General features: G+C 61.1%; 23 protein-coding genes. 8 read left to right on the top strand and 15 right to left on the bottom strand.

Annotated elements, in window-relative coordinates; all coding sequences use genetic code 11:
* Positions 1–64: 64 nt before the first annotated feature.
* Positions 65–2,023 carry a protein meaA gene (locus PAF17_RS00115; protein ID WP_271887046.1) on the bottom strand — a complete coding sequence of 653 codons (1,959 nt, stop codon included), beginning with the start codon at positions 2,021–2,023 and terminating at the stop codon, positions 65–67.
* A gap of 207 nt (positions 2,024–2,230) precedes the next feature.
* Here PAF17_RS00115 and ccrA point away from each other — a divergent pair, with 207 nt between their 5' ends.
* Both ccrA and PAF17_RS00105 read left to right on the top strand, forming a co-directional pair.
* On the top strand, positions 2,231–3,520 hold the full coding sequence (gene ccrA, locus PAF17_RS00110; protein ID WP_271887045.1) for a crotonyl-CoA carboxylase/reductase: 1,290 nt from the start codon (positions 2,231–2,233) through the stop codon (positions 3,518–3,520).
* Positions 3,521–3,860: 340 nt separating this feature from the next.
* The gene (locus PAF17_RS00105) at positions 3,861–5,408 is read left to right on the top strand and encodes an ATP-dependent DNA helicase (protein WP_271887044.1); all 1,548 of its coding nucleotides are present in this window, start codon (positions 3,861–3,863) and stop codon (positions 5,406–5,408) included.
* A 4-nt stretch (positions 5,409–5,412) separates the two neighbouring features.
* Here the strand turns inward: PAF17_RS00105 and PAF17_RS00100 are convergent, their stop codons facing one another.
* Positions 5,413–6,207 (bottom strand): EcsC family protein, encoded by a 795-nt coding sequence (locus tag PAF17_RS00100; RefSeq protein WP_271887043.1) that lies wholly within the window; start codon positions 6,205–6,207, stop codon positions 5,413–5,415.
* A gap of 74 nt (positions 6,208–6,281) precedes the next feature.
* Positions 6,282–6,767 carry a GNAT family N-acetyltransferase gene (locus tag PAF17_RS00095; RefSeq protein ID WP_271887042.1) on the bottom strand — a complete coding sequence of 162 codons (486 nt, stop codon included), beginning with the start codon at positions 6,765–6,767 and terminating at the stop codon, positions 6,282–6,284.
* Positions 6,768–6,877: 110 nt separating this feature from the next.
* On the opposite strand from PAF17_RS00095, the gene PAF17_RS00090 reads away from it, so the two are divergent.
* On the top strand, positions 6,878–7,480 hold the full coding sequence (locus tag PAF17_RS00090; protein WP_271887041.1) for a flavin reductase family protein: 603 nt from the start codon (positions 6,878–6,880) through the stop codon (positions 7,478–7,480).
* Positions 7,480–8,010, top strand: coding sequence for an adenine phosphoribosyltransferase (locus tag PAF17_RS00085; protein WP_271887305.1), 531 nt, complete (start codon positions 7,480–7,482; stop codon positions 8,008–8,010). Before PAF17_RS00090 ends, PAF17_RS00085 begins: the two co-directional genes overlap by 1 nt.
* A 2-nt stretch (positions 8,011–8,012) precedes the next feature.
* Here PAF17_RS00085 and PAF17_RS00080 read toward each other — a convergent pair whose 3' ends face one another.
* The 11 genes from PAF17_RS00080 to coxB all read right to left on the bottom strand — a co-directional run bounded on the left by PAF17_RS00080 (position 8,013) and on the right by coxB (position 18,627).
* Positions 8,013–9,674, bottom strand: coding sequence for an FMN-binding glutamate synthase family protein (locus PAF17_RS00080; RefSeq protein ID WP_271887040.1), 1,662 nt, complete (start codon positions 9,672–9,674; stop codon positions 8,013–8,015).
* A 46-nt stretch (positions 9,675–9,720) separates the two neighbouring features.
* Positions 9,721–11,124 (bottom strand): FAD-binding oxidoreductase, encoded by a 1,404-nt coding sequence (locus PAF17_RS00075; RefSeq protein WP_271887039.1) that lies wholly within the window; start codon positions 11,122–11,124, stop codon positions 9,721–9,723.
* A 29-nt stretch (positions 11,125–11,153) separates the two neighbouring features.
* On the bottom strand, positions 11,154–11,735 hold the full coding sequence (locus PAF17_RS00070; RefSeq protein WP_271887038.1) for a GNAT family N-acetyltransferase: 582 nt from the start codon (positions 11,733–11,735) through the stop codon (positions 11,154–11,156).
* Positions 11,735–13,009: a M16 family metallopeptidase gene (locus tag PAF17_RS00065; protein ID WP_271887037.1), complete on the bottom strand. Its 1,275-nt coding sequence runs from the start codon at positions 13,007–13,009 to the stop codon at positions 11,735–11,737. Before PAF17_RS00065 ends, PAF17_RS00070 begins: the two co-directional genes overlap by 1 nt.
* The gene (gene thrC, locus PAF17_RS00060) at positions 13,010–14,383 is read right to left on the bottom strand and encodes a threonine synthase (RefSeq protein ID WP_271887036.1); all 1,374 of its coding nucleotides are present in this window, start codon (positions 14,381–14,383) and stop codon (positions 13,010–13,012) included.
* Between the two features lie 10 nt (positions 14,384–14,393).
* Complete coding sequence (locus tag PAF17_RS00055; protein WP_271887035.1) at positions 14,394–15,065, bottom strand: SURF1 family protein; 672 nt, start codon at positions 15,063–15,065, stop codon at positions 14,394–14,396.
* 87 nt (positions 15,066–15,152) lie between these two features.
* Positions 15,153–15,983, bottom strand: coding sequence for a cytochrome c oxidase subunit 3 (locus PAF17_RS00050; RefSeq protein ID WP_271887034.1), 831 nt, complete (start codon positions 15,981–15,983; stop codon positions 15,153–15,155).
* A gap of 26 nt (positions 15,984–16,009) precedes the next feature.
* Complete coding sequence (locus PAF17_RS00045) at positions 16,010–16,573, bottom strand: cytochrome c oxidase assembly protein (protein WP_271887033.1); 564 nt, start codon at positions 16,571–16,573, stop codon at positions 16,010–16,012.
* Positions 16,570–16,779: a hypothetical protein gene (locus tag PAF17_RS00040; RefSeq protein WP_271887032.1), complete on the bottom strand. Its 210-nt coding sequence runs from the start codon at positions 16,777–16,779 to the stop codon at positions 16,570–16,572. The genes PAF17_RS00045 and PAF17_RS00040 overlap by 4 nt, the downstream gene beginning before the upstream one ends.
* A complete protein-coding gene (gene cyoE / locus PAF17_RS00035) occupies positions 16,779–17,696 on the bottom strand; it encodes a heme o synthase (protein ID WP_271887031.1) in 918 nt (305 codons plus the stop codon). The genes PAF17_RS00040 and cyoE overlap by 1 nt, the downstream gene beginning before the upstream one ends.
* A gap of 25 nt (positions 17,697–17,721) precedes the next feature.
* Positions 17,722–18,627, bottom strand: coding sequence for a cytochrome c oxidase subunit II (coxB, locus tag PAF17_RS00030; protein ID WP_271887030.1), 906 nt, complete (start codon positions 18,625–18,627; stop codon positions 17,722–17,724).
* Between the two features lie 195 nt (positions 18,628–18,822).
* Here coxB and tldD point away from each other — a divergent pair, with 195 nt between their 5' ends.
* The 3 genes from tldD to topA all read left to right on the top strand — a co-directional run bounded on the left by tldD (position 18,823) and on the right by topA (position 24,323).
* Positions 18,823–20,244, top strand: a complete 1,422-nt coding sequence (tldD, locus tag PAF17_RS00025) for a metalloprotease TldD (RefSeq protein WP_271887029.1) — start codon at positions 18,823–18,825, stop codon at positions 20,242–20,244.
* Positions 20,245–20,310: 66 nt separating this feature from the next.
* Positions 20,311–21,492 (top strand): DNA-processing protein DprA, encoded by a 1,182-nt coding sequence (gene dprA, locus PAF17_RS00020; protein ID WP_271887028.1) that lies wholly within the window; start codon positions 20,311–20,313, stop codon positions 21,490–21,492.
* A 128-nt stretch (positions 21,493–21,620) separates the two neighbouring features.
* Positions 21,621–24,323, top strand: coding sequence for a type I DNA topoisomerase (topA, locus tag PAF17_RS00015; RefSeq protein ID WP_271887027.1), 2,703 nt, complete (start codon positions 21,621–21,623; stop codon positions 24,321–24,323).
* Here the strand turns inward: topA and PAF17_RS00010 are convergent.
* Positions 24,320–25,033, bottom strand: coding sequence for a prephenate dehydrogenase (locus tag PAF17_RS00010; protein WP_271887026.1), 714 nt, complete (start codon positions 25,031–25,033; stop codon positions 24,320–24,322). The genes topA and PAF17_RS00010 overlap by 4 nt on opposite strands.
* Positions 25,034–25,315: 282 nt before the next feature.
* On the opposite strand from PAF17_RS00010, the gene PAF17_RS00005 reads away from it, so the two are divergent.
* Positions 25,316–25,429: CoA-transferase (locus PAF17_RS00005; RefSeq protein ID WP_334223651.1), on the top strand; the 114-nt coding region annotated here is incomplete at its 3' end.

The raw sequence follows: 25,429 nt of genomic DNA, 5'->3' as shown, positions 1-25,429 counted from the left end.
ATTCAGAACGCATGATCGACAAGACGCCGCCCCTACGGGCGGCGTTTTTCATATCGGAACCGGCTTACGCTGCGGCCGCGGCCGGATCCGCCAGGGCGACAATATCCATCATGATCCGGTTCAGCTGGAAATCCTTGGGCGTATAGACCCGGGTCACGCCCATGCCCAACAGCCGTTGCGCATCCTCGTCGGGAATGATCCCCCCCACGATCACAGGCACATCCCCCAAACCGGCCTCGCGCATCCTCTGCATCAGATCCTCGATCAGCGGCAAATGGCTGCCCGACAGGATCGACAGCCCGACGACATGGGCATCTTGCTCGGCGGCGCGGGTCACGATCTGTTCGGGCGTCAGGCGAATGCCCTCATAGGTGATGTCCATGCCGCAATCACGGGCACGAAACGCGATCTGTTCGGCGCCGTTCGAATGCCCGTCCAGCCCCGGCTTGCCGACCACGAATTTCAACCTGCGGCCCAGGCGGGCGCTGACGGCATCGACCGCTTCGCGAATGTCGTCCAGCCCCTCGGTCCGGTTCGACGGGCTGGGTGCCACCCCGGTCGGACCACGATATTCTCCATGCACCTGACGCATGACGCCAGCCCATTCCCCGGTCGTCACCCCGGCTTTCGCCGCTTGAACAGAGGCCGGCATGACATTCGCGCCACTCTGCGCGGCATCGCGCAGCGCGGCGAGGGCGGCCTCGACGGCCCCCTCGTCGCGCGCCCCTTTCCACGCGCGCAGACGTTCGATCTGATCCTGCTCAACCGCCGGATCGACCACCATGATTCCGCCGTCTCCCGCCGTCAATGGCGAGGCCTCACCCTGCTCCCAGCGGTTGACGCCTACCACCACGGTTTCATTCGCCTCGATCCGGTTCAGGCGTTCGGCATTTGCCTCGACCAACCGTGATTTCATGTAATCGATGGCCGAGATCGCTCCGCCCATCTCATCCAGCAAACGCAGTTCGTCCCGCGCGCCCTGTTTAAGATCATCGACCTTGGCCGCGATGGCAGGGTTGCCGTCGAACAGATCGCCATATTCCAGAAGGTCGGTTTCATAGGCCAGGATCTGCTGCATCCTCAGCGACCATTGCTGATCCCAGGGACGCGGCAAACCAAGCGCCTCGTTCCAAGCCGGCAACTGCACCGCCCGCGCCCGCGCGTTCTTCGACAGGGTCACGGCCAGCATCTCCAGCAGGATGCGATAGACGTTGTTTTCGGGCTGCTGCTCGGTCAGGCCAAGGCTGTTGACCTGCACCCCATAGCGAAAACGGCGAAACTTGGGCTCTTCGATCCCATAGCGTTCGCGCGTGATCTCGTCCCATAATTCGGTAAATGCGCGCATCTTGCACATCTCGGTCACGAAACGGATCCCCGCGTTCACAAAAAACGATATACGCCCCACCATCGCGGGAAACTTGTCATCAGGGACCTTGGTCTTCAGATCATCCAGAACCGCGATCGCCGTGGCCAATGCATAGGCCAGTTCCTGCTGCGGCGTCGCCCCGGCCTCTTGCAGATGATAGGAACAGACATTCATCGGGTTCCATTTGGGCAGATATTCACGCGTATAGGCCGCGACATCGGTGATCATCGCAAGGCTGGGCTTTGGCGGGCAGATATAGGTGCCCCGCGACAGGTATTCCTTGATCAGATCGTTCTGCACCGTCCCCTGCAACGCGGCGATATCCGCCCCCTGCTCTTCCGCGACGGCGATATACAACGACAGCAACCACGGCGCGGTCGCGTTGATCGTCATCGATGTGTTCATCTGCTCCAGCGGGATCTGGTCGAACAGCGCCCGCATATCGCCCAGATGGCAGACCGGCACCCCGACCTTCCCGACCTCGCCGCGCGCCAGGATATGATCGCTGTCATACCCGGTTTGCGTCGGCAGATCGAAGGCCACCGACAGACCCGTCTGCCCCTTGGCCAGATTGCTGCGATAAAGAGCGTTCGACTTTTGCGCCGTCGAATGACCGGCATAGGTGCGGAACAGCCAGGGCTTGTCTTTCTCGGACATCATATCCTCGCAACAAAATAACGGTTGAGAGATTGCTATCGAAATAAAACTGCGCAGTCAATTCGCCGCATCGCGGCATACGGCAAAGTTTTGCGACATATAATTACCTAAACTTGATATTCTTTGTTGCATTGTTTCAACGTGACATCTAGGACTGCTAAAAACCCCGCGACGATTCTGCACTGCGGCACGAACAAGGAGATGCTCATGGCTTTGGATTCCCCGACCCCGATCGCACCCTATGATGCGCCTGTGAAAGATCTTTATGCGGTGGGCGAAATGCCCCCCTTGGGCCATGTTCCCGCGCAGATGCATGCCTGGGCGATACGTCGCGAACGCCACGGCGAACCCGATAGCGCGATGCAGCTGGAGGTGGTTGACACCCCTGCCATCGACAGCCACGAAGTGCTGGTTCTGGTGATGGCCGCGGGGGTCAATTACAACGGGATCTGGGCCGGTCTCGGCCAGCCGATCAGCCCGTTTGATGGACACGGGGCCGATTATCACATCGCAGGTTCGGATGCGTCCGGCATCGTCTGGGCGGTTGGCGACAAGGTCAAGCGATGGAAAGTCGGCGATGAGGTCGTCATCCATTGCAATCAGGACGACGGGGACGACGAGGAATGCAATGGCGGCGATCCGATGTATTCCCCGACCCAACGAATCTGGGGATATGAAACCCCCGACGGCAGTTTCGCCCAGTTCACCCGCGTTCAGGCCCAGCAGCTCATGCCGCGCCCACGCCATCTGACATGGGAAGAATCAGCCTGCTACACGCTGACGCTGGCGACCGCCTATCGTATGTTGTTCGGCCATGAACCGCATGAACTTAAACCCGGCATGAATGTGCTGGTCTGGGGGGCCTCGGGCGGGCTGGGATCATATGCGATCCAGCTGATCAACGCAGCCGGTGGCAACGCGATCGGTGTCATCAGCGAAGAGGACAAGCGCGACTTCGTCATGTCGCTGGGTGCCAAAGGTGTCATAAACCGCAAGGAATTCAATTGCTGGGGGCAACTGCCCAAGGTCAACACACCTGAATACAAGGAATGGTTCGCCGAGGCGCGCAAATTCGGCAAGGCGATCTGGGACATCACCGGCAAGGGCAACAATGTCGATATCGTGTTCGAACATCCTGGCGAAGCCACGTTCCCGGTGTCGACACTGGTCTGCAAAAAGGGTGGTATGGTCGTGATCTGCGCCGGCACGACGGGGTTCAACTGCACCTTTGACGTGCGCTATCTGTGGATGCATCAAAAACGCGTTCAGGGCAGCCATTTCGCGCATCTGAAACAGGCAAGTGCGGCGAACAAGCTGATGATCGAGCGCCGGCTTGATCCCTGCATGTCCGAAGTGTTCCCTTGGGCCGAAATCCCCGAAGCGCATATGAAAATGTTCCGCAACGAACATAAGCCCGGAAACATGTCGGTTCTGGTGCAGGCCCCGACCACCGGGTTGCGCACATTCGAAGACGCGCTCGAAGCGGGCCGCAACTGATCTTCCATGAAAACACCTGCGCCGCCGCATATGGTGGCGCGGGTGACGATCACCGAAGAAGCAATCATACCTGCTTTTCCATGTCCCGAGCGCTGTGACATTTCCCTTCGGGAATGGCATGATGCAAATGCGTTTCGGCACAACGGGCCAGTTCGCCTTGCCCGCCGAACATGCAGGTCGGCAAACCCACCCCATCCCCAAGCGTACCGTCCTGCTTCGGTCATCCTGACCTGATGGCCCGGTCTTTCGCAGAGATGGATGACAACCGCACTGGGATATGTAGACGAAAAACGTTACCGGGCACTTCGCTTTTCCTTGCGCAGTGACTATGCCTTTCCTCATGACTGAACCATCGCCCACGCCAGTAGCTGCCGCCCCTACCCTGTCGCCGGATCAGGCATCGGCGTGGGATTCGCTGACCGAGACCTTTCTGACGGCGGGAATCGATCTTGTCGCCGAAGAGATCAGCCCCCCCAAGCCCGGAAAGGGCCGGGTGATGGCCGTGATCGGCAAAGCCGGCTCGGGCAAGACGCTGTTGCTGTCGGAAATGACCCGCGCATTGCGCGAGGCCGGCGTTGACCTGATCAGTGCCGATTACGAAGGCCGCCGCCGCAAAGATCGCCGCACGGTGGCCATTCTGGCGCCCACCAACAAGGCCGCCTTCGTCCTGCGAACCCGAGGGGTGCCGGCCACCACGATCCACCGCATCCTGTATACCCCGGTCTATGATCCGGAATACGAGAAAATCGCCGAATGGCTGACTGGCGAGGCAGAGCGCCCCAAGATCGAAGGGCTTGGCGATGAGGCATTGGACCGCGCAAAGGCGTTCTACGATCAACAGGCATCGATTCCGGGGGCATTGGCCGCTGCGGGGTTGCGGGGATCGGATTTCATCACTGGCTGGAAGCGTCGGGAAGATGGCCTCGATATCGGCCTGATCGACGAAGCCTCGATGCTGGATGAACGTCAATTCGAAGATCTGCGGGAAATTTTTCCCTTGCTGGTGCTGTTTGGCGATCCGGCGCAGCTGGCACCGGTTGGCCTGTCCGGTGAGATGGTGTTCGATCGCCTTGCCGAAAGCCAACGCCTGATCCTGAGCCGCATCCACCGACAGGCCGATGACAGCCCCATCCTCGATCTGGCTCATGCACTGGCGGATGACAAATTACTGTTTGAGGATTTCGAAAGCATGATCCGCGCTGCGGCCCGCCGCGATGATCGCGTGATCTGGTCGGAACGGGTCGAATCGGACCTGATGTCGCGCAGCCCGGTGCTGGTCTGGCGCAATGCGACGCGGATCCGGCTGATCCATGCTTTTCGCGCCGCCTTCGGCGCGCCGGGTGACGCCCTGCTGCCGGGTGAACCGCTGATCTGCGACGGGTTGGAACTGCCGCTGAAATACCGCAAGAAACGCATCGATCTGGAAGCGCGGGGGCTGATCAAGGGGGCACAGGTCGTCTATCTTGGGCCGGGGCGCAAACCGGGATTTTCGCGGCTGCATGTAATCGGGGCCGAGGATCCCCGGCTGTCGGCCGCCAGCATCGTCAAGATCGAGATGCCCGATCAGGAAGAGCCTTTCATCCCCTTCGCCGCCGGCATGGGCGCGGCGTTCCTGCATGGTGCCGCCGTTACGATCCACAAATCACAAGGCAGCCAATGGCCAGATGTACAGGTCTTTGGACCGGACATCTCGGCCGCCGCCTGGTCAAACCGCAGCGAAGCGGGAATCCCGCTGTGGAAGCGGCTGGCCTATGTGGCGATCACCCGCGCACAGGAACGGTTGCACTGGGTAACGCGCCCGCGACTGGCACGCCCATCAGGGCCGCTGTCAACCGCCGATCTGGACCTGCCCGCCGCACCGCTGACGCTGGAACAGCAATCACAATAACCGGTTATGCGGACCGCAGGGGCTGTCGATGTTCGATACGTCCGATTGCCAAGCGCAGCGCCTCGGTCAGGGCCTCGGGCGGGATTCCTGTTTCCCGGCCCAATCGCAGCAGCCCGAAGTGAACCCGCGCCACCTCTTGATAGTATCTGGCAAAGGTATAGTTGATCGACGCCCCAGCGACGGCACCGAATATCGGCGCGGCCTGCGCCGCAAGCTTTTGCGCCAGCGACACCGACAGACGGGGCGCTACACGTGCAATAACGCCCTGCACGGTCTGACCGGTGATCGAAAGGCGTGCCGCCAACAGACCAAGATCCACGTCATCGTCATCTTCCATCGGACCGGCGGACGCGAATATGCGCAGGCATTCAAGCTGCACCTCTTCGCTGTCGGGATCCAGACCGTGTTCCGCCGCAATGTCCAGCATCGAGCGCAGCAGCAGTGTCACGGTAACCGGCAGCTCGACCATTGCACCGGCGATCCCGCCGGCGCCCCCGGCAGCGCCACTGACGGTCGAGGTCATACGGTTGAACCAGTCACCCCGGTCGCGCAGCACCCGGCGCGACGAACAGGCCACGCTGAAGGCGCGCCGCAATGCCATCCGCGTCAACCCGTCCATGCGTGAACGGACAAAGCCGGGCAGCCGCTCGATCAGGGTTTCGGCGCTGGTTCCCACGATGGACAGCAACTCCATCCCCAGCCCCCCCGCATCGACGTAACGTCGGGCAAGACGGTTGATCTGTTGATGCACTGCATCATCCGTGATCGGCGGAAGAACGACCTGCGGCTTTCGATCCATCATATCCATCTTTCGGTTTTCAACCCTGCCGGCACATGTTCAGAATATGGGAGACCCGGCCCGGTTTCGCCAGATCACGCGGCCCGACATACAGTTCCTGTGATCCCAACCCATGAATCTTCGCCAAGTTCCAAGCCCAGAATGCGGTCCGGATTCGTGGGTGGCGGCATGTCGACCCCTTGCAGCCGAAAGAAGCCGAACCGCGAATAATATGGGGCATCCCCGACAAGCAGCACCCGCGACCAACCTGAATCCCTTGCGCGCGCCAGGCTGTCGCGCATCAGCATCGCGCCGAAACCTTCGCCCTGTGCCGTCGGGTGAACCGCGATCGGCCCCAGAAGCAGCGCCTGATGTTCTTGGATGCGCACCGGCCAATAGCGAATCGCCGCCAGCAAAATCCGGTGTTCGTCCCGCAGGGACAGACACAGATCCGCAACGCGCGGGACACCATCGCGCAAACGATATGACGACAGCGCCGTTCGTCCCGGAGCAAAGCAAAGGTCATATAGCGCCTCGACTTCATATTCGTCCGCAGGCGTCTCGGTGCTGATCGAATACATCGGCCCTCCTCGTCTCAGGCGGCCCATTATCATGGCCTTGCGCCATGCGGAACATTGCAGCCGGCAAAAAGCGGTGGCAGGTTGTAAGCTTCCTGGAAAAGAGGCCGATCATGTTCTACCGCCCCGAAGCCGGTCACGGCCTGCCACACAACCCCTTTAACGCGCTGATTGCACCACGACCGATCGGCTGGATATCGACCCGCGGCGCGCAAGGGGACAATCTGGCGCCCTATTCATTCTTCAATGCCGTCGCCTATGTGCCGCCACAGGTGATGTTTGCATCGACAGGCACCAAGCCCGACCGACACGGCACCAAGGACAGTGTCTCGCAGATCATCGAAAGCGGAACCTTCTGCGTCAATATCGGCACCGGCGACCTGCGCGACCAGATAAACGCCAGCTCGGCACCGCTGGCGGCGGGTCGGAATGAATTCGACGCCACAGGCATCGCCGCCGAGGAATGTCACAGCATCGATTGCCCGCGGGTCGCGAATGCGGCGGCCGCGCTTGAATGCCGCATGACACAGATCGTGCCGCTTGCCGGTCAGGCGAATTTCGTCGTCCTCGGCGTCGTGACCGGGGTGCATATCCGCGATGATTGTATCGTCGACGGCCGCTTCGACCCACGTGCCGCAGGCGGCTGGATTGCACGCATGGGATACAAGGATTACGCCGCCGTCAGCGATCTGTTTGAAATGGAACGGCCCGAATGATGAATAACGTCCGAGATTACATCCGCACCATCGCGGATTTTCCCCATGAAGGCATCATGTTCCGCGATGTCACGACGCTGTTTGCCGATGCCCGCGGGTTTCGCATGGCGATCGATCAGTTGCTGCACCCCTATGCGGGGATCCCCATCGACAAGGTTGTCGGGCTGGAAGCGCGCGGTTTTATCCTTGGTGGCGCATTGGCCCATCAATTGTCGACCGGCTTCGTCCCGATCCGCAAAAAGGGCAAGCTGCCAGGAACCGTCATTTCGGAAGCTTATCAGCTGGAATATGGCGAAGCCGTCATGGAGGTGCATGACGACGCGCTGAAACCGGGTGAACGGGTGTTGATCATCGATGACCTGCTGGCCACCGGAGGCACGGCCGAGGCAGGTATCAAGCTGTGCCGGCGGTTGGGCGCACAGGTCATTGGCTGCGCGTTCGTCATCGACCTGCCGGAACTGGGCGGCCGGACCAAGCTGGAACAGATGGAAATGCCCGTCCATGCCCTGACCAGTTTCGACGGAACCTGACGCTAGGCGGTCAGGGCGAAGCTGTCTGGTCGCGCGTGATCCCAGTACTTCCTGAACGCAGGATGGGACACCTTCTCGGTCAGCAATTCACCTGGCGCCAGCCAGTCATACAGGCTGGCCGCCGAGCGAACCTCGCGCGGACTGGTGCGGATCATCAAGTGATGCGGGGTAAACGCATCCGGATGATCCAATCCCGAACTTTCGCAGGCCTCTTTCAACGCAAACATCGTCGCTTCGTGAAAACGCGCGGCCCGCACCGCCTTGTCGGGAACGACCAGCGCACGATACCGATCGGCGTCCTGAGTGGTAATGCCGGTCGGGCATTTGCCGGTATGGCAGGCCTGCGCCTGAATGCAGCCGATAGCGAACATGAACCCACGCGCCATGTTCACGCCATCCGCCCCCAGGGCGGAAATGCGGCAGATATCAAAGGCCGTGATAATCTTGGCCGACGCGATCAGCTTGATCTGGTCGCGCAGCCCCAGCCCCACCAATGTGTTGTGAACCAACATCAGCCCATCGCGCAGCGGCGCACCCTTGTGATCGGCGAATTCCACCGGCGCAGCGCCGGTCCCGCCCTCGCCGCCATCAACGACGATGAAATCCGGGGCAGTTCCGGTCGCGTGAAACGCCTTGGCCATCGCGAACCATTCCCACGGATGCCCCACGCACATCTTTATTCCGACAGGTTTCCCGTTGGAAAGTTCCCGCAACCTCTTGATGAAATCGCATAACTCGCGCGGCGTAGAGAACGCGGAATGCGATGATGGGCTGACACAGGCAACACCTTCCTTGACACCGCGCGCCTCGGCGATGGCTTCGGTCACCTTTGGGCCGGGCAGAATACCGCCATGACCGGGCTTGGCGCCCTGACTCAGCTTGATCTCGATCATCTTGACGGCATCACCGGCCGCGTTATCGGCAAAACGTTCGGCGCTGAAACTGCCATCGTCGTTGCGGCACCCGAAGTAACCCGATCCGATCTGCCAGACCAGATCGCCCCCCATGCGATGATAGCGCGAAATAGAGCCTTCGCCGGTTGTATGCGCAAATCCGCCGGACTTGGCGGCCTTGTTCAGCGCCTCGATCGCATTGGGCGAAAGCGCCCCATAGGACATGCCCGAGATATTCACGACCGAACTTTTATACGGTTGCGTGCAATCCGGCCCACCAATCGTGATCCGGAAATCCGAATCAGGCAGATGCGTCGTCGCCAATGAATGATTGAGCCATTCATAGCCATCGCTATACACGTTCAGCAGGGTTCCGAACGGACGGACCCCTTCGATACCCTTGGCCCGACGATAGACAACGGCCCGCTGTTCACGCGAAAACGGTGTCTCGTCGTGATCATTCTCGACGAAATATTGCCGGATCTCGGGGCGAAAATGCTCCAGCAGGTATCGCATACGCGACGATAACGGATAGTTGCGCATCAGCGCATGTTGCGTTTGTGTCAGGTCATGCAAGCCAGTCAGCGTACCGGCCAGACCAAGGACCACCATGATAGAGCCCAGCACCGGCATGGACCCGAACAACAACGCCCCCGCCGGCACAAACAGCACCGCAAGCGCAAAGGGCACATAGCGTTCATAATAGCGCGCGCGTTCCTTGGCGCGGGTAAAGCGCAACCGCATCGTCTCCTCCCGTGTTTCGACGATCATGCCTTGGTATCATCGAAACATTAAGGAAAAACATAGCCGGCAGGACCTAGCGCGGCAGAATGACCCCGGGATTCATGATCCCTTTCGGGTCCAGCGCGGCCTTGATGGAGCGGATCGCAGACAGGCGTCCGGGATCCCCCCAACGGGCCAGATCCTCGACCTTGAGCCGTCCAACACCATGTTCGGCGGAAAACGACCCGCCCCGTTCAACGACCATCTCATGCACCATCCGCGACAGGGCATGACGTTGATCGTCATAATCCCCACGCTGGCGCCCGGCGGCGGGATACAGATTGTAGTGCAGGTTGCCATCCCCAAGATGCCCGAAACAGTTGATCCGCATGTCGCCCTGTTCGGCCAGCATGGCGCGGGAATCATTGATAAACGCCGGGATCTCTGACAGCGGCAGGCTGATGTCATGGCTGGCGATCGCACCAACCGCGCGGTTTGCAAGCGGGATATGTTCGCGCAGATTCCAGAAATCCGTGACCTGCTGACCCGATTGCGCGATCACGCCATCACTGACAAGACCGGCCTCGGCACCTGCCACGAACAACCCTTCAAGCGCATCCTGCGCCCCCAATCCCGCCGGCAGCCCGACCTCGATCAGCACCTGCCATTGGGGAATGGGGTCGAACGGCTGACGCATTTGCGGGAAATGTTCGGCCAGAAATTCCAGCCCCTGCCCCGCGATCAACTCAAAGGCCGTCACGCTGCCGGCCATCCGCGACTGTGCCATTGCCAGCAGACGCAGTGCCGCTGCGGGATCTTCGACCACCATCATCGCAACCCCGGTTTCAGCCGGTATCGGCGCCAGCGCCAGCGACGCGGCGGTGATCACCCCAAGCGTACCCTCGGCACCGATCAGCAGATCACGCAGATCATAGCCGGTATTGTCCTTGCGCAGTCGTTTGAGGTCACGCAGGATTTCCCCCGAGGGCAGCACCGCCTCGATTCCCAGACACAACGCCCGCGCATTGCCATAGCGCAGCACATTGACCCCACCGGCATTGGTCGACAGTATCCCGCCGATCTGCGCCGTCCCCTGCGAGGCCAGCGACAAGGGAAACTGTCGCCCCGCCTCGGACGCGGCATCACGGGCCTGTTGCAGCGTGACACCGCTTTCGGCAACCATGACGCTTTCGTCATCGTAGACACGACGCACGGCATTCATCCGTTCCAGCGACAGCACAAGCGGGGCTGGGCCGTCCGGCATCAATTGCCCACCAACCAGCCCGGTGCCGCCACCATGCGGAACAATGGCCACATGGGCGGCCGAACAGGCCCGAACGATTGCAGCCGCCTCTTCAAGATCGCGGGGCGCTGCGATCAGGCCGGCATGCCCTTGATAGCGGCCACGAGGTTCTTCGAGATATGCAGGCGTGACTTCGCGCAGCACCCCCTGAGGCAATTTCGACGCCAAAGCCGCATCTGCCGCGTTCAAACCCATGTTCCTGCTCCCTCGTTGCGGATATATCCCTAGCGCGCATCCGCCTTGCCGCGCCGGTCGTTGCGCAAATTGGCATAGAGCACATGGTTGCGCCACCGCCCGTTGATCTGCAGATAACTTTGCGCAACACCTTCATATTTGAAGCCGGATTTTTCCAGCACCCCACGCGACGCGGCGTTCTCGGGCAAGCAGGCAGCCTCGATCCGCGACAGGTCAAGCGTGGTAAAGGCATGATGGACAAGCGCTCCGATCGCTTCGCCCATATATCCATGACGGGCAAAGGGCTTGCCGATCCAATAGCCGATCGTGCCCGTTTCCGCCGGACCACGCCGGATATTGTCCAGCGTGATCGCACCGACCAGCACGCCATCGCGGCGCAACAGAAACAACGGAAAGGCGGTGCCGCCCTTGCTGGCCCGGGCGGCCCAATAGACACGGTTCGTAAAGCTTTTTCGCGACAGGTGGTCCGGCGACCAGACCGGTTCCCAAGGCGTCAGAAACTCTCGGCTTTCGATTCGCAGCGCGGTCCAGGCGTTGTAATCCGAATGCGCCGGCAGACGCAGGACGATCCGCTCGGTTTCCAGCCGGACGGGGCGCCGTATCGGAAACATCAGGCGGCAAGCCTTTCGGCAAGGCGATCACGCGACGGTGCACCTGCCACTGGACCGTATAGCGCCAAGGCGGGGCGCGCCTGCGCGATCAGCCGTTCGGCATGAGCGCGAACTTCGGTCAGGTTCACCGCGGCAATCCGCTCGGCGACCTCGGCGGGGTCGAGAACCCTGCCCCATATCGCCAGAACCCGCGCGATCCGTTCCGCTTGCGCAGAAGGGCTTTCCAGCCCCATCAACAAGCCGGCGCGCAGCTGGGCCTTGGCGCGTTCGACCTCGACCCCTGTCAGATCCTCGGCGGCGCGCTTGATTTCATCCACGGTCAGATCAGCCAGCCCCGCGACATCGTCACCCCCGGTTCCGGCATAGATCGTCAACATGCCGGTATCGTCATGGAAACCGGACTGGGCAAAGATCGTATAGCACAAACCGCGTTCTTCGCGGATCTTCTGAAACAGACGGGACGACATCCCCCCACCCAGTGCGGCCGAAAAAATCTGGGCGGCGTAGAAATCTTCGGACAGATAGCCCGGCCCCTCCAGCGCCAGCGCAAAATGCGCTTGTTCCAGTTTCTTGACATTACGCACCTCGCGGCCCTGCCAGACCGCAGCTTCGCGCGGCTGCTGGACAACCGGGCGCATCTGTCCGAAAGCCTGTTGCGCCAGCCTGACGATACGGTCGTGATCCACCGCCCCTGCGGCGGCGACAATCATCTGACCGGGACCGTAATTTTCGGACACAAATCCGGCGAGATCCGCGCGCCCAAAGCTGCCGACGCGCTCTGCGGGGCCCAGAATCGGCCGGCCGATGGCCTGATCGGGATAGGCGGCTTCTTGCAGCCAGTCGAAAATGATGTCGTCCGGCGTGTCCAGCGACTGCCCGATTTCCTGCAGGATCACGCCACGTTCAACCTCGATTTCGCGGGGATCGAAGATCGGGTTCAGCACGATGTCGGAAATCACGTCAAAGGCAAGATCGACATCGTTTTCCAGCACCCGCACATAATAGGCCGTCGCATCCCGCGAGGTATAGGCGTTGATGAAACCCCCGACATCCTCGATCGATTCTGCGATCTGCAGGGCGGTGCGTGTCGTCGTGCCCTTGAACGCCATATGCTCAAGAAAATGCGCAATGCCGTTCTGATCGACCCGCTCGTTGCGCCCGCCAGCACTGACCCAGACCCCAAGCGAGGCGGAATGCAGCCCCGGCATGTTCCGCGTTGCGATACGCAGGCCATTGGGCAGGGTTGTCAGGCGCAGATGAGGATCAGTCGTCAATTATGTTCTCCGTTCAAGGATCAGCGATTTAAGTGCCTCGGCATCGTTTTCAACCCGCGTGACACGCTCGGGCAGATCGAACAGCCCGTCCATATGCGGCGGCAATGCGGGGCGCAGGCCGACGGCCCGTTCAACCGCGTCAGGAAATTTCGCGGCATGTGCGGTGGCCAGTGTCACCATCGGAATGCCGGGTTCAAGATGCTTGCGCGCCACAGCCACCCCGACGGCGCTATGGGGGCAAAGGACCTGCCCGGTTTCCTCGCGGACGGTACGGATCATCGCGATGGTTTCCTCTTCGCTGACCCGACCCGAAAGATATTGTTCCCGCAGCGCTTCCAGCGCCCCTTGGCTTATCGAGAACCCACCGGCTTTCAGTTCATCCATCAGCTGCGTGATGGCCGCGGCGTCCCCGCCATAGGCCCAGTAGAGGGCACGTTCGAAGTTCGAGCTGACCTGAATATCCATCGACGGGCTGATCGAGGGTTCGACCGTTCCAACGCGATATTCACCGCTGCTCAGCGCGCGATGCAGGATGTCGTTCTGGTTGGTGGCGACGATCAGGCGCCGGATGGGCACCCCCATCGCCCGCGCGATGCTTCCGGCAAAAATATCGCCGAAATTCCCGGTCGGCACGGTGAAATCCATCGGGCGCATGCCAAGGCTGGCGGCAGCGGTGAAGTAATAGACGATCTGGGCCACGACGCGTGCCCAATTGATGCTGTTCACCCCTGCAAGCCCGACCTGGTCGCGGAATACGTGATCGTTGAACAGATCCTTCAGGCGCGCCTGACAATCGTCGAAATGCCCGGTCACGGCCAGAGCGTGAACGTTTTCGGCGTCAGGGGTGGTCATCTGGCGGCGCTGAACCTCGGACACACGACCATGGGGGAACATGATGAACACATCGACATTGTCGATGCCGCGAAACGCCTCGATCGCGGCGCTGCCCGTATCACCCGACGTCGCGCCGACAATGGTGATCCGCTGGCCGCTGCGCTTCAGCGCGATTTCGAACAGCTGCGCGATCAGCTGCATCGCGAAATCCTTGAACGCCAGCGTCGGCCCGTGAAAAAGCTCTAGCAGGTGATGTCCGGGCGCCAGTTGAACCAGCGGGGCCTTGGCAGCGTGGCTGATACGGTCATAGGCGCGGTCGATCGCGCCCCGCAATTCGTCATCGGTGAAACTGTCACCGGTAAACGGGCGCACGACACGAAAGGCGACGTCTTGATAGGACAGCCCGTCCAGTTCCCCAAGCCCCGAAAATGCAGGCACGGTTTCAGGCAGATACAACCCGCCATCACGGGCCAGCCCGGAAAGCATCGCCTGTTCGAAATTCAGAACCGGGGCCTGTCCCCGCGTTGACACGTAACGCATAGGTGTTCCTTCAGTATTTCGACTGCCTGATACGCCAGATCAGGGCAACTGTCATCCCTGCCCAGGTGGCCGCAATCATGAACCATTGCAATGCATATGACAGATGGTTGTTGGGGATGCCATCTATGGCAACCGGAATTGGTTGAACGCCCTGCGCGTCCCCCTGAACGAAGCTGGCAACGACCAGCACCGGTTCGGTATCCAGCAGTTCCGCCATCGCGGGGACATCGCGCGCGAACCAGATATTCTCGTCAAGGTTCGGCTTTGGCGTCGAACTGCTGATCTCGGCAGGCCAATGCAGGTTGCCACGAACGACCAGCCGTGTGGGGCCACGCTTCTCGTGACGCAGTTCCTGGGGAACAAATCCGCGATCCACCAGGATGACGCGGCCTGAATCGGTCACGAAACGCGACACAATCTGATAACCGCCACCCTGTTCCTTGCTGCCGGACAGCACATCGATTTCGGCGCCGGTCGTCGTCCCGCTGACGGTAACGCGCATATATTTCATCGACGGGTCGATATTTTCCGGCAGCGGCACGGCAGGCGCATCGATACTGGCCTGGATTTCAGCCAGCATGCTTTCCTTCCATTCCAGCCGCCGCAGCTGCCAGAGGCCAAGACTGATCAGGATCGTACAGCCGACAATGCCGAGGATTGCGGGAAACAGGATGCGGCGCATGGTTCGGTTCACTTGGGTGGGCGATCAACGCCCTCAAAGAAAACGCGCGGAGCAGGCTCCGCGCGCAAATCGTGGTGGTCTGGCGCGTTACCGCCCCCAGATATATACGGCAGCGAACAGGAACAGCCAGACGACATCGACAAAGTGCCAATACCAGGCTGCGGCCTCGAACCCGACATGCTGTTCCTGAGACATCTGCCCGCGCATGAAACGGATCAGACAGACCGCCAGGAAGATGGTTCCAACGATGACGTGAAAGCCGTGGAAACCCGTCGCCAGATAGAAGGCGCTGGCATAAGAGGTATCGGCCAGACCAAAGGCGGCGTGGCTGTATTCATAGGCTTGCAGGATCGAGAACGCGACACCCAGGATAATCGCGACGATCAGGCCGTTGATGGTGGTCTTGCGATCACCTTCGTGCACGAAGGCATGGTGCGCCCAAGTCACGGCGACGCCCGACAGCAACAGGATCAGCGTATTGATCAGCGGCAGATGCCAGGGATCGAAGGTGACGATACCTTCCGGTGGCCAGACGCCATCCTTGATCGGGCTTTCGGGCCCCATCGGATACATCACGTTCTTGAACCAGTTCCAGAACCAGGCAACGAAGAACATCACTTCCGAAATGATGAACAGGATGAAGCCGTATTGCAGGCCGATCCGCACGACGGGCGTGTGATCGCCTTCCTCACCCTCGCGGATGACATCGGCCCACCAGCTATACATGACATACAGCACTCCGACGAAACCGATCAGGAACAGCCACGGCCCCGACACCGGGATCCACAGCAGATGCACTTCTTCCGCATGCATCCAGCCGACGGCACCAAACAGCATCAGGAAGGCAGCGATCGCGGCAATAAAGGGCCAGATCGACGGCGGAAGAATATGATAGTCGTGGTTCTTTGCGTGCGCCATGTGCGAGTCCCCGTCGGCTCTTCAGATCAGTTGATATTGGTGACCGAGGGGGCGTCAAGCGCCGCCTGTTTCGGCTCGGTCAGATGGAAAGTGTAAGACAGCGTGATATCGCGAACCCAGCTTGCGTCACGATCATTGACCAGATCGGGGTCCACATAGAACGTCACCGGCATCTCGACACGCTCGCCCGGTTGCAGGGTCTGTTCGGTAAAGCAGAAACATTCGATCTTGTCGAAGTAATAGCCCGAAACATCAGGCGCAACATTATAGCTGGCGGTCCCAGTGATGGGATGGTCCGAATTGTTCACGGCCTCATAAAAGGCCAAACCGGTTTCACCGATCTTGATGTCCATCTTGGTCTGCATCGGACGGAAGGTCCATTCCAGATCCTTGTCCACATTGGCGTCGAAACGAACCCTGATCTCTTCGTCCAGAACAACATCCGAGGCCTGTTCGGCGATCTGCGTCGTTCCGGCAAATCCCGTGACGCGGCAAAACCAGTTATAGAACGGCACGGCGGCCCAGGCCAGCGCCCCCATCGTGACAACGACACCGAGAAGAGCGGCTACGGTACGGGTATCGCGGTTCATTCGGCGGCCTCCTCTGGCTGGGCGGGTGTCAGCGGGGTTTCCGAGATGCGCGGCTGATGGTCGAAAGCTTCCATCAGGTCCCCCTGTCGCACCTTGACGACCGTCAGGCCGAAAACCAATGCGACAAAACCGATCAGCACCAGCCCCAGGCCCACATTGCGCGAACGGCGGCGTCCATGCAGTTCATGTTCGGTCCGCATCGGCATTACCACGCGCCCGCCCAATGCTGCACCAAAAGCGCCATGAAATGCAGGAACAGGTAATAGAGAGACAGCTTGAAGACGCGCCGCTCAACTGCGTACCCATCCGCAACGGCCACGTCCTCATCACGGCGCAGCACATTCCAGCCGCCCATGATGAAAAGCAGGTTCAACACGACGGAAACAGCAAGATAGATCGGCCCACCGATCGATGTCAGCCCCAGCCAGATCGAAAACGGCGCAAGAACCAGCGTATAAGCAAAGATATGGCGGCGTGTCGCCGCACGTCCATGCGTCACCGTCAGCATCGGCACACCAGCCTTGTGGTAATCTTCCTTCATGAACAGGGCCAGCGCCCAGAAATGCGGCGGAGTCCAAAAGAAGATGACCGCAAACATCAGCAGCGATTCAATGCTGATGCCGCCAGTGGCGCAGGCCCAGCCGATCATCGGAGGAAAGGCACCCGCAGCCCCGCCGATGACGATGTTTTGCGGCGTCCAGCGTTTGAGCCACATCGTGTAAACGACAGCGTAGAAAAAGATCGTGAAGGCCAGGAAACCCGCCGCGAACCAGTTCGCGGCAAGCCCCAGCATCATGACGGCAAAACCCGAAAGCGTCAGTCCCACGGCCAACGCTTCGTTGCCCTGAACGCGCCCAGCCGGAATTGGCCGACTCTGGGTGCGTTTCATCACCGCGTCGATATCGGCGTCATACCACATGTTCAACGCACCCGACGCACCGCCGCCAAGGGCAATGAACAGCACCGCACAGAATGCGATGAACGGATGCACATCGACCGGCGCGACAAACAGCCCGACAAAGGCCGTAAACACGACCAGAGACATCACCCGCGGCTTGAGCAACGCAACATAGTCGCGAAACTCGGCCTCGGGGGCGCCTTCATATATCTGGGTCTCTGCCATTCTGTGTCCGGTCTGCCTGGAAAAATCAGTCGGCCTTGGCCAACTGGATCCGGTTTTCGGCCGGCAGATCAAGCGCGGCCTGCTGTTCTTCGCCGATCACGCCGCCCTGGTCTTCGACCCATGCCGCATAGGTTTCAGGGCTGACCGCCTTGACCACGATCGGCATGTAGGCGTGGTTGATACCACACAATTCACTGCACTGGCCGAAATAGACGCCTTCCTGTTCGACGTTGAACCAGGCTTGCGCGATACGGCCGGGAACGGCGTCCTGCTTCACGGCGAAGGCGGGGATGGTCCAGCTGTGGATCACGTCATTGGCGGTCACCTGCAGCAGGACGGTCTTGCCCACCGGCACGACAACAGCCGTGTCGGTCGCCAGCAGATGCTCGTCCTCGCTATAGCCGTATTCGGCCAGCTCGTCCTTGGCCAACATGATCGAATCAAAGCTCAGATCATTGTCGGGATATTCGTAAGACCAGTACCACTGGTTGCCGATCGCCTTGATGACGACATCGGGGTTTGCGGGCATTTCCTGACTGCGGAACAATGCGGGCAACGAGAACGCGCCGATAGCGACCAGAATCAGCACCGGCACAAGCGTCCACGCGACCTCGAGCGGGGTGTTGTGGGTGAATTTCGCGGGAACAGGATTGGAACGGCTGTTAAAACGGAAAATCACCGTCAGCAGCAGCAGGCACACCACCACCGTCACCACAGCGATGATGATCAGAACAAAATGATCGAGCCATTGCTGGTCGCGCGCCAATTCGGTGGCGGCTGGCTGAAAGCCCGTTCCTTTTGCATGGGGTTTACCGATTGCCGGCAGATCACCCAGAACATCCTGCGCCATCACAGTGCCAGCAACCATGCCCGCCGTAGCGAACCCCATTGCTGCCGCGACTGCACGGCGAATCATCGCTTTTGCCATCATTCCATCCCGTTGCGTTGGCACGGCCGCAATGGCCGTAGGGGCCGCCGAGGCCGCCCCTTTCCCTTTCACATGGCCCGTTCTATGACCATATCTCGTCCGGTCGGGCAAGTCATACATCGGAACAAGACGCGTTTTTTCGGGCCTTGCCACACAGATCAAGCGCCGGATCGGGTCGCAAACAAGGAGATTTAACTTATGAGCAGTGACCGTTTCGACCCTTTCGAACGTTTCCTTGACCGCGACCGGGCATTGGCAATCCTGCAACAGGCGGTGGCCGGTGCCGATGATGGTGAGCTGTTTCTGGAACGTTCGGTTGCGGAAACGCTGGTGTTCGATGACGGGCGTCTGCGCAATTCGGGCTATACCGCCGAACAGGGATTCGGGCTTCGTGCGGTGCGTGGCGAGGTCACCGGCTATGCCCATTCGACCGAAATCAGCGAAGAATCGCTAAAACGTGCGGCGGAAACCGCCCGCCTGGCAGTTGGTGCCGGGGGTGGCAAACTTGCCACCCCGCCGGCGATGCAGGGCGTTCCCCTTTACGGTGCTGCCGACCCCGCCGCAGGGATTCCGATTGCCCGGCGGATCGATTTGCTGCGCCAGATCGATGATTATGCGCGCAGCCTCGACCCCCGCGTCGTGCAGGTGACGGCATCGATCGCGTCCTCTCTGCAAGAGGTCGCGATCCTGCGCCCCGAAGGCGGACTGGCCACCGATATCCGACCGATGGCCCGCCTGAATGTCGCGGTGATCGTCGAAAACAATGACCGGCGTGAATCCGGCAGCCATGGCGGCGGTGGCCGGGTGTCGCTCGACGGGCTGATGCACCCTGACCACTGGCGCGCGGCGGTCGACGAGGCACTGCGAATCGCGTTGGTCAACCTGCGTTCGGTCGCAGCCCCGGCGGGGGTGATGGATGTGGTTCTGGGCGCTGGGTGGCCCGGCATTCTGCTGCACGAGGCCGTCGGGCACGGGCTGGAGGGCGATTTCAACCGCAAGAAGGCCAGCGCCTTCGCCGGGCTGATGGGGCAGCGCGTCGCCGCACCCGGAGTCACGGTTGTCGATGACGGCACGATCCCCGATCGCCGTGGCAGCATTACCGTTGATGACGAAGGCACCCCTCCTGCCCGGAACGTGCTGATCGAGGACGGAATTCTGGTCGGCTACATGCAAGATCGTCAGAACGCACGCCTGATGGGTGTGGAACCGACCGGAAATGGCAGGCGCGAAGGATTTGCCCATGCGCCCATGCCCCGCATGACCAATACCTACATGCCCGGCGGCAATGCAGATCCTACGGAAATCCTGGCCGATCTGGATGATGGTATTTACGCGGTGGGTTTTGGCGGCGGGCAGGTGGATATCACCAACGGCAAGTTCGTGTTTTCATGTACGGAGGCCTATCGCGTCAAAAACGGCAAGGTCACCGATCCGATCCGCGGCGCGACCCTGATCGGCGATGGTGCCACGGCCTTGCAACATATTCGCGCGATCGGAAACGACATGGCGCTGGATCCGGGCATCGGAAACTGTGGCAAACAGGGGCAATGGGTGCCGGTTGGTGTCGGGCAGCCGACTTTGATGATTGGCGGCCTGACCGTCGGCGGTTCGGCGGCATGAGTCCTGCGGTAACCTTGCATTAACCCCTTTCGCGCTATGCCTGATGGCATGGATTGCGGAGGCAGCATGGATACCGGGCATTTCCCCCTTGGCGCAAAGACGCATGCGCATGACGTGTCGGACAGCGACCTGAACGTGCTGCGGCTGATCAGGTCCCGCCGCGTTGGCCCCGCCACGTTCTACAGGCTGCACCGCGAGCATGGCAGCATCCAGCAGGCCCTGCTCGCCCTGCCCGAAATCGCCGCTGCGGCGGGGGTAAAGGATTATCAAGCCTGCCCCGAATCAATCGCAGCGGCCGAGCTGAATGCCGGGCGCAAGGCCGGTGCGCGGCTGATCCGCTTTGATTCGCCCGAATATCCGCCAGCACTGCGTGACATTGACGGTGCCCCGCCGGTCTTGTGGGTTCGGGGCGACCCGCGATGGCTGGCCCAGAACCCGGTGGCGGTGATCGGGGCGCGCAATTCATCCTCGTTGGGGTTGCGCATGGCGCGTGCGATGGCGGCGGGGCTGGGCGAGGCGGGCTGCACGGTCGTGGCCGGGCTGGCCCGCGGGGTCGATACCGCCGCGCATAACGCCGCATTGCCGACCGGCACCGTTGCAGTGATGGCGGGTGGTGTCGATGTCATCTACCCGCCGGAAAACGCGGTCCTGGCCGCGCAGATCGCCGAGCGGGGCGCACTGGTTTCAGAACAACCTCCCGGCACCGAACCAGCTGCCCGGCATTTTCCGACTCGCAACCGAATCATTTCCGGATTGTCGCGCGCGGTGGTCGTGATCGAGGCCGCTCATCGCTCTGGCAGCCTGATCACAGCAAAAAATGCGCTGGATCAAGGGCGTGAGGTGATGGCAGTGCCGGGGCATCCAATGGATGCCCGCGCCGCCGGGTGCAATATCCTGATCCGTGACGGGGCGTTACTGGTGCGCGGGGCGGCAGATGTCGTCGAGGCGATCGGCCCCGATACGGCCAGCGCCTCCCGGCCTCTGGCGCCGGTTGCCCCCGACCGGTCGGAACTCTCCGCTGTTTCGATCAACACCCCGGCGCCGACACGGAAATCGACATCGGATACCGATGGGGCAGTTCAGCTTGAGACGCGAATCCTCTCTCGTCTGTCTCCCAGCCCGACCGAGGAAAACGACCTGATCCGAGAGCTGGGCATCCCCGCCGCCAGCGCAAACGCAGCGATCCTGTCGCTTGAGCTGCAAGGCCGGCTGACCCGGCTGGCGGGGGGACGAATCGCGCTGACCTAAGACCGGAAAACGGGTCGCCGGAACCCGCAACGAACCGTGTCTGCGCATCAAGTTGATCCGCAGCCCGTTGACAGCGCCCCTGCACCGACCCATGTTGCCGCCCCATTGAGCGGTCCCCCGAGGTGAATATGCCCGTCGTTGTCGTCGAATCTCCGGCCAAGGCCAAAACCATCGAGAAATATCTCGGTGCTGATTACCGTGTGCTGGCCAGTTTCGGCCATGTTCGCGACCTGCCGCCCAAGGATGGCAGTGTCGATCCGGAACATGACTTCGACATGAAATGGGAGGTCGCCAGCGACAGCAAGAAACACCTGAAGGCGATCAAGGACGCCCTCAAGGATGATCAGAACCTGATTCTGGCCACCGACCCCGATCGCGAAGGCGAAGCAATCAGCTGGCACTTGCTGGAAGCGCTGCGCACATCCTTGAAAAAAGGAAGCGAGGTCAACCGCGTCACCTTTAACGCCATCACCAAGGCCGCCGTCACCGAGGCGATGCAACAGCCCCGCGACATCGACCAGGCGCTGGTGGATGCCTATCTGGCCCGTCGTGCGCTGGACTATCTGGTCGGGTTCAACCTGTCGCCGGTGTTGTGGCGCAAGTTGCCGGGCGCGAAATCCGCTGGTCGCGTGCAATCGGTCTGTCTGCGCCTGATCGTTGACCGCGAGATGGAGATCGAGGCCTTCAAGCCGCGCGAATACTGGTCCATCCATGCACGTCTTGCCACACCTTCGGGGGCGCAATACGACGCACAACTGGTTTCTTTGGCGGGCTCCAAGCTGGACCGGTTCGATCTGAGCGATACGGAAAAGGCGGCCATGGCCATCAGCGCCGTGACCAGCCGCAACCTTGCCGTGACCTCGGTCGCCGCCAAGCCTGCAAGCCGCAATCCCTGGCCCCCGTTCATGACATCGACCCTGCAACAGGAAGCCAGCCGCAAGATGGGCATGGGCGCCAAGGCCTGCATGTCGGCGGCGCAGCGCCTGTATGAAGCCGGGCTGATCACCTATATGCGAACCGACGGCATCGACATGGCCCCCGAGGCCGTGATGGCCGCGCGCGATGCGATCAAGTCGAAATTCGGCGAAAAATACCTGCCGAAAAGCCCGCGCATGTACAAGAACAAGGCCAAGAACGCGCAGGAAGCCCACGAATGTATTCGCCCGACCGAAATGATGCTGTCACCCGACAAGCTGAAGGTCACGGCCGAGGAACAGCGCAAGCTGTATGATCTGATCTGGAAGCGGACCATCGCCAGCCAGATGGAAGCCGCCCGGATGGAGCGTACAACCGTCGAAATCGGCAGCGAAGACGCTCAGGTCGGGCTGCGCGCCACCGGTCAGGTTATGCTGTTTGACGGGTTCCTGAAGGTCTATGATCAAGGCCGCGACGATGACGAAGGCGAAGACAGCGCCCGGCTGCCCGCCATCACGCAGGGCGAAACCGCCGCATTGGTCGCCACCTCGTTCGAGGGTGAATTCACCAAGGCCCGTGACAAGGGTGATGATGCGCCCGCCGCCCCGGCAGGTCAGCGCGCCGCGCACGGCCTTCTGATGAACGACGCTGCCTCGACCGCGGCCCGCCAGCATTTCACCCAGCCCCCGCCCCGCTATACCGAGGCGACGCTGGTCAAGCGCATGGAAGAACTGGGCATCGGACGCCCATCCACCTATGCCAGCATCGTCACGACGATTCAGGATCGCGACTATGTCCGCAAGGACAAGAACCGTCTGATCCCCGAGGACAAGGGCCGGTTGGTCACGATCTTTCTGGTCAAGTATTTCCCGCGCTATGTCAGCCATGACTTTACGGCGAACCTGGAAAACGAACTGGATGAAATCAGCGCGGGCGATCTGGTCTGGCGTGACGTTCTGGGACGATTCTGGAAAGATTTTTCAAAAGCATTGGAAGGCACGTCCGAGCTGCGCATCACCGAGGTTCTGGACGCGATTGACGATGTACTTGCGCCGCATCTCTATCCGCCCCGGGCTGACGGGGGCGATCCGCGCGTCTGTCCGCTTTGCGGCAAGGGCCGGCTGAACCTCAAGACCGCGCGCTCTGGTGGCGCGTTCATCGGATGCACCAATTATCCCGAATGCCGCTATACACGCCCCCTGTCCGTGCCCGATGGCGAGGCGCCGGTGGGCGATCGCGTCCTGGGCCATGATGACGGGGACGAGATCAGCCTGAAAACCGGCCGGTTCGGCCCCTATGTCCAGCGTGGCGAACCCACCGAAGATCAACCCAAACCGCCCCGCGCCTCGATTCCGAAAGGCTGGGATGCCGCCACGATCGAATTGGAACAGGCACTGCAATTGCTGTCACTGCCCCGTCCCGTGGGGCCACACCCCGATGACGGCGTCATGATCGAGGCGGGAATCGGCCGCTATGGCCCCTATGTCAAACATGATCGTAAATACGCGAACCTGCCAGATGTCGACGAAGTCTTCACCATCGGCATGAATCGCGCGGTCGAGGTTTTGGCGGCGAAGCAGACGCGCGGTCGCACGGCTGCCGCGCCACTGAAGGAACTGGGCGATCACCCGGACGGCGGCGCGATCCAGGTGATGAATGGCCGCTATGGCCCCTATGTCAAATGGGAAAAAATCAACGCCACCCTGCCCCGCGATGTCACGCCCGAAGACATCACGGTCGAGCAGGCGCTGGAGCTGATTGCCGCGAAGGCAGCCAAATCGCCGAAGAAGGCAACCAGAAAACCCGCTGCCAAAAAAACTGCAGCCAAAAAAACCGCGGCAAAGAAACCTGCGGCCAAGAAAGCAGCCACCAAGAAGGCTTCGGCCGCGACAGATGAGGAAGGCGGTTCATCTTAACCAGCCTTGTCCAGATGGATTGCGGCAGCCAGAAATTGTTGCCGCACCGGACCCGCATGGGGATTTTCCGCCAGTATCGTATGCAGCAACTCTGGCGAATCCGCACGCACCATTGCGACGGCCTCGCTGAGGCGGCGAAAGCTGGCGGTGGTCAGGCGGGTCGTTTGCGGCTCCAACCGATCAAGGCTGCGCGCAATCAGATGTGTCAATCCCTGCACCACGGCCATGTCACGGTCATGCTGATCCGGCGTCGTGCGCACCAGATCCAGCCCCATCACCCGTAGCAACGCACCGATCCGGCGATGCCCCGCGCCGCGCAACGGGCACCACGCGATACGATGCCCGGCAATACCATCCCGGGCACTTTCCGGGCCGAACAGCGGATGGGTCGCGATGATCTCGACATGTCCGGGCAGTATCCGTTCCATCGCTTCGGCCGGACCTATCTTGACCGAGGCGACATCCATCACGGTTGCACCCGGCCGCAAATGTGGCGCGATCTGGCGCAGAACCGGCTCGAATTGCGGCAAAGGAACGGCCAACACGATGATGTCGCATGCCGCCGCCTCGGTCAGGCTTATGTGCGGCAAATCATTGGCGCGATGCCGCGGATCGCAGACAAAAACCGGAAGATGCGGCCGCAAATGACGCGCAATCAACTGCCCAAAGGCCCCGAACCCGATGATGGCCAGACGTGGTTGAAACTTCATGACAAGACCCGAAACTGGCGCAAGCCCGTGGTCCATTGTCGTGTCAACCGCCGTGCCCGCGCGGTTGACATCACTTTGCCCCCGCTATGTCAGCGGGCGATAATAGGTGACAAAGATCGAAAAGCTGTTGTTCATCGAAGCATAAAGACCGCCCCAGCCGTGCAAAGTCAAGCCCTCATGCAAGGTCGGACCCTGAGGCGGATGGCCGTGCCCGAGATTGACACTGCAGGGCTGTCAGGCCACAACTTGCGCCGATAACGGATGTCACGAGGGGGACGGCTGATGAAGAAGGTCTATGCCAGCGCGAGCGAGGCTTTGGACGGTCTCTTGCAGGACGGGATGACGATCTCGGCCGGGGGGTTCGGTCTTTGCGGGATACCCGAGCTGCTGATCGAT

It is taken from the genome of Paracoccus onchidii (assembly GCF_028294535.1).
Taxonomy (GTDB): Bacteria; Pseudomonadota; Alphaproteobacteria; order Rhodobacterales; family Rhodobacteraceae; genus Paracoccus; species Paracoccus onchidii.
This window is presented reverse-complemented; position numbering and strand designations above follow the sequence as displayed.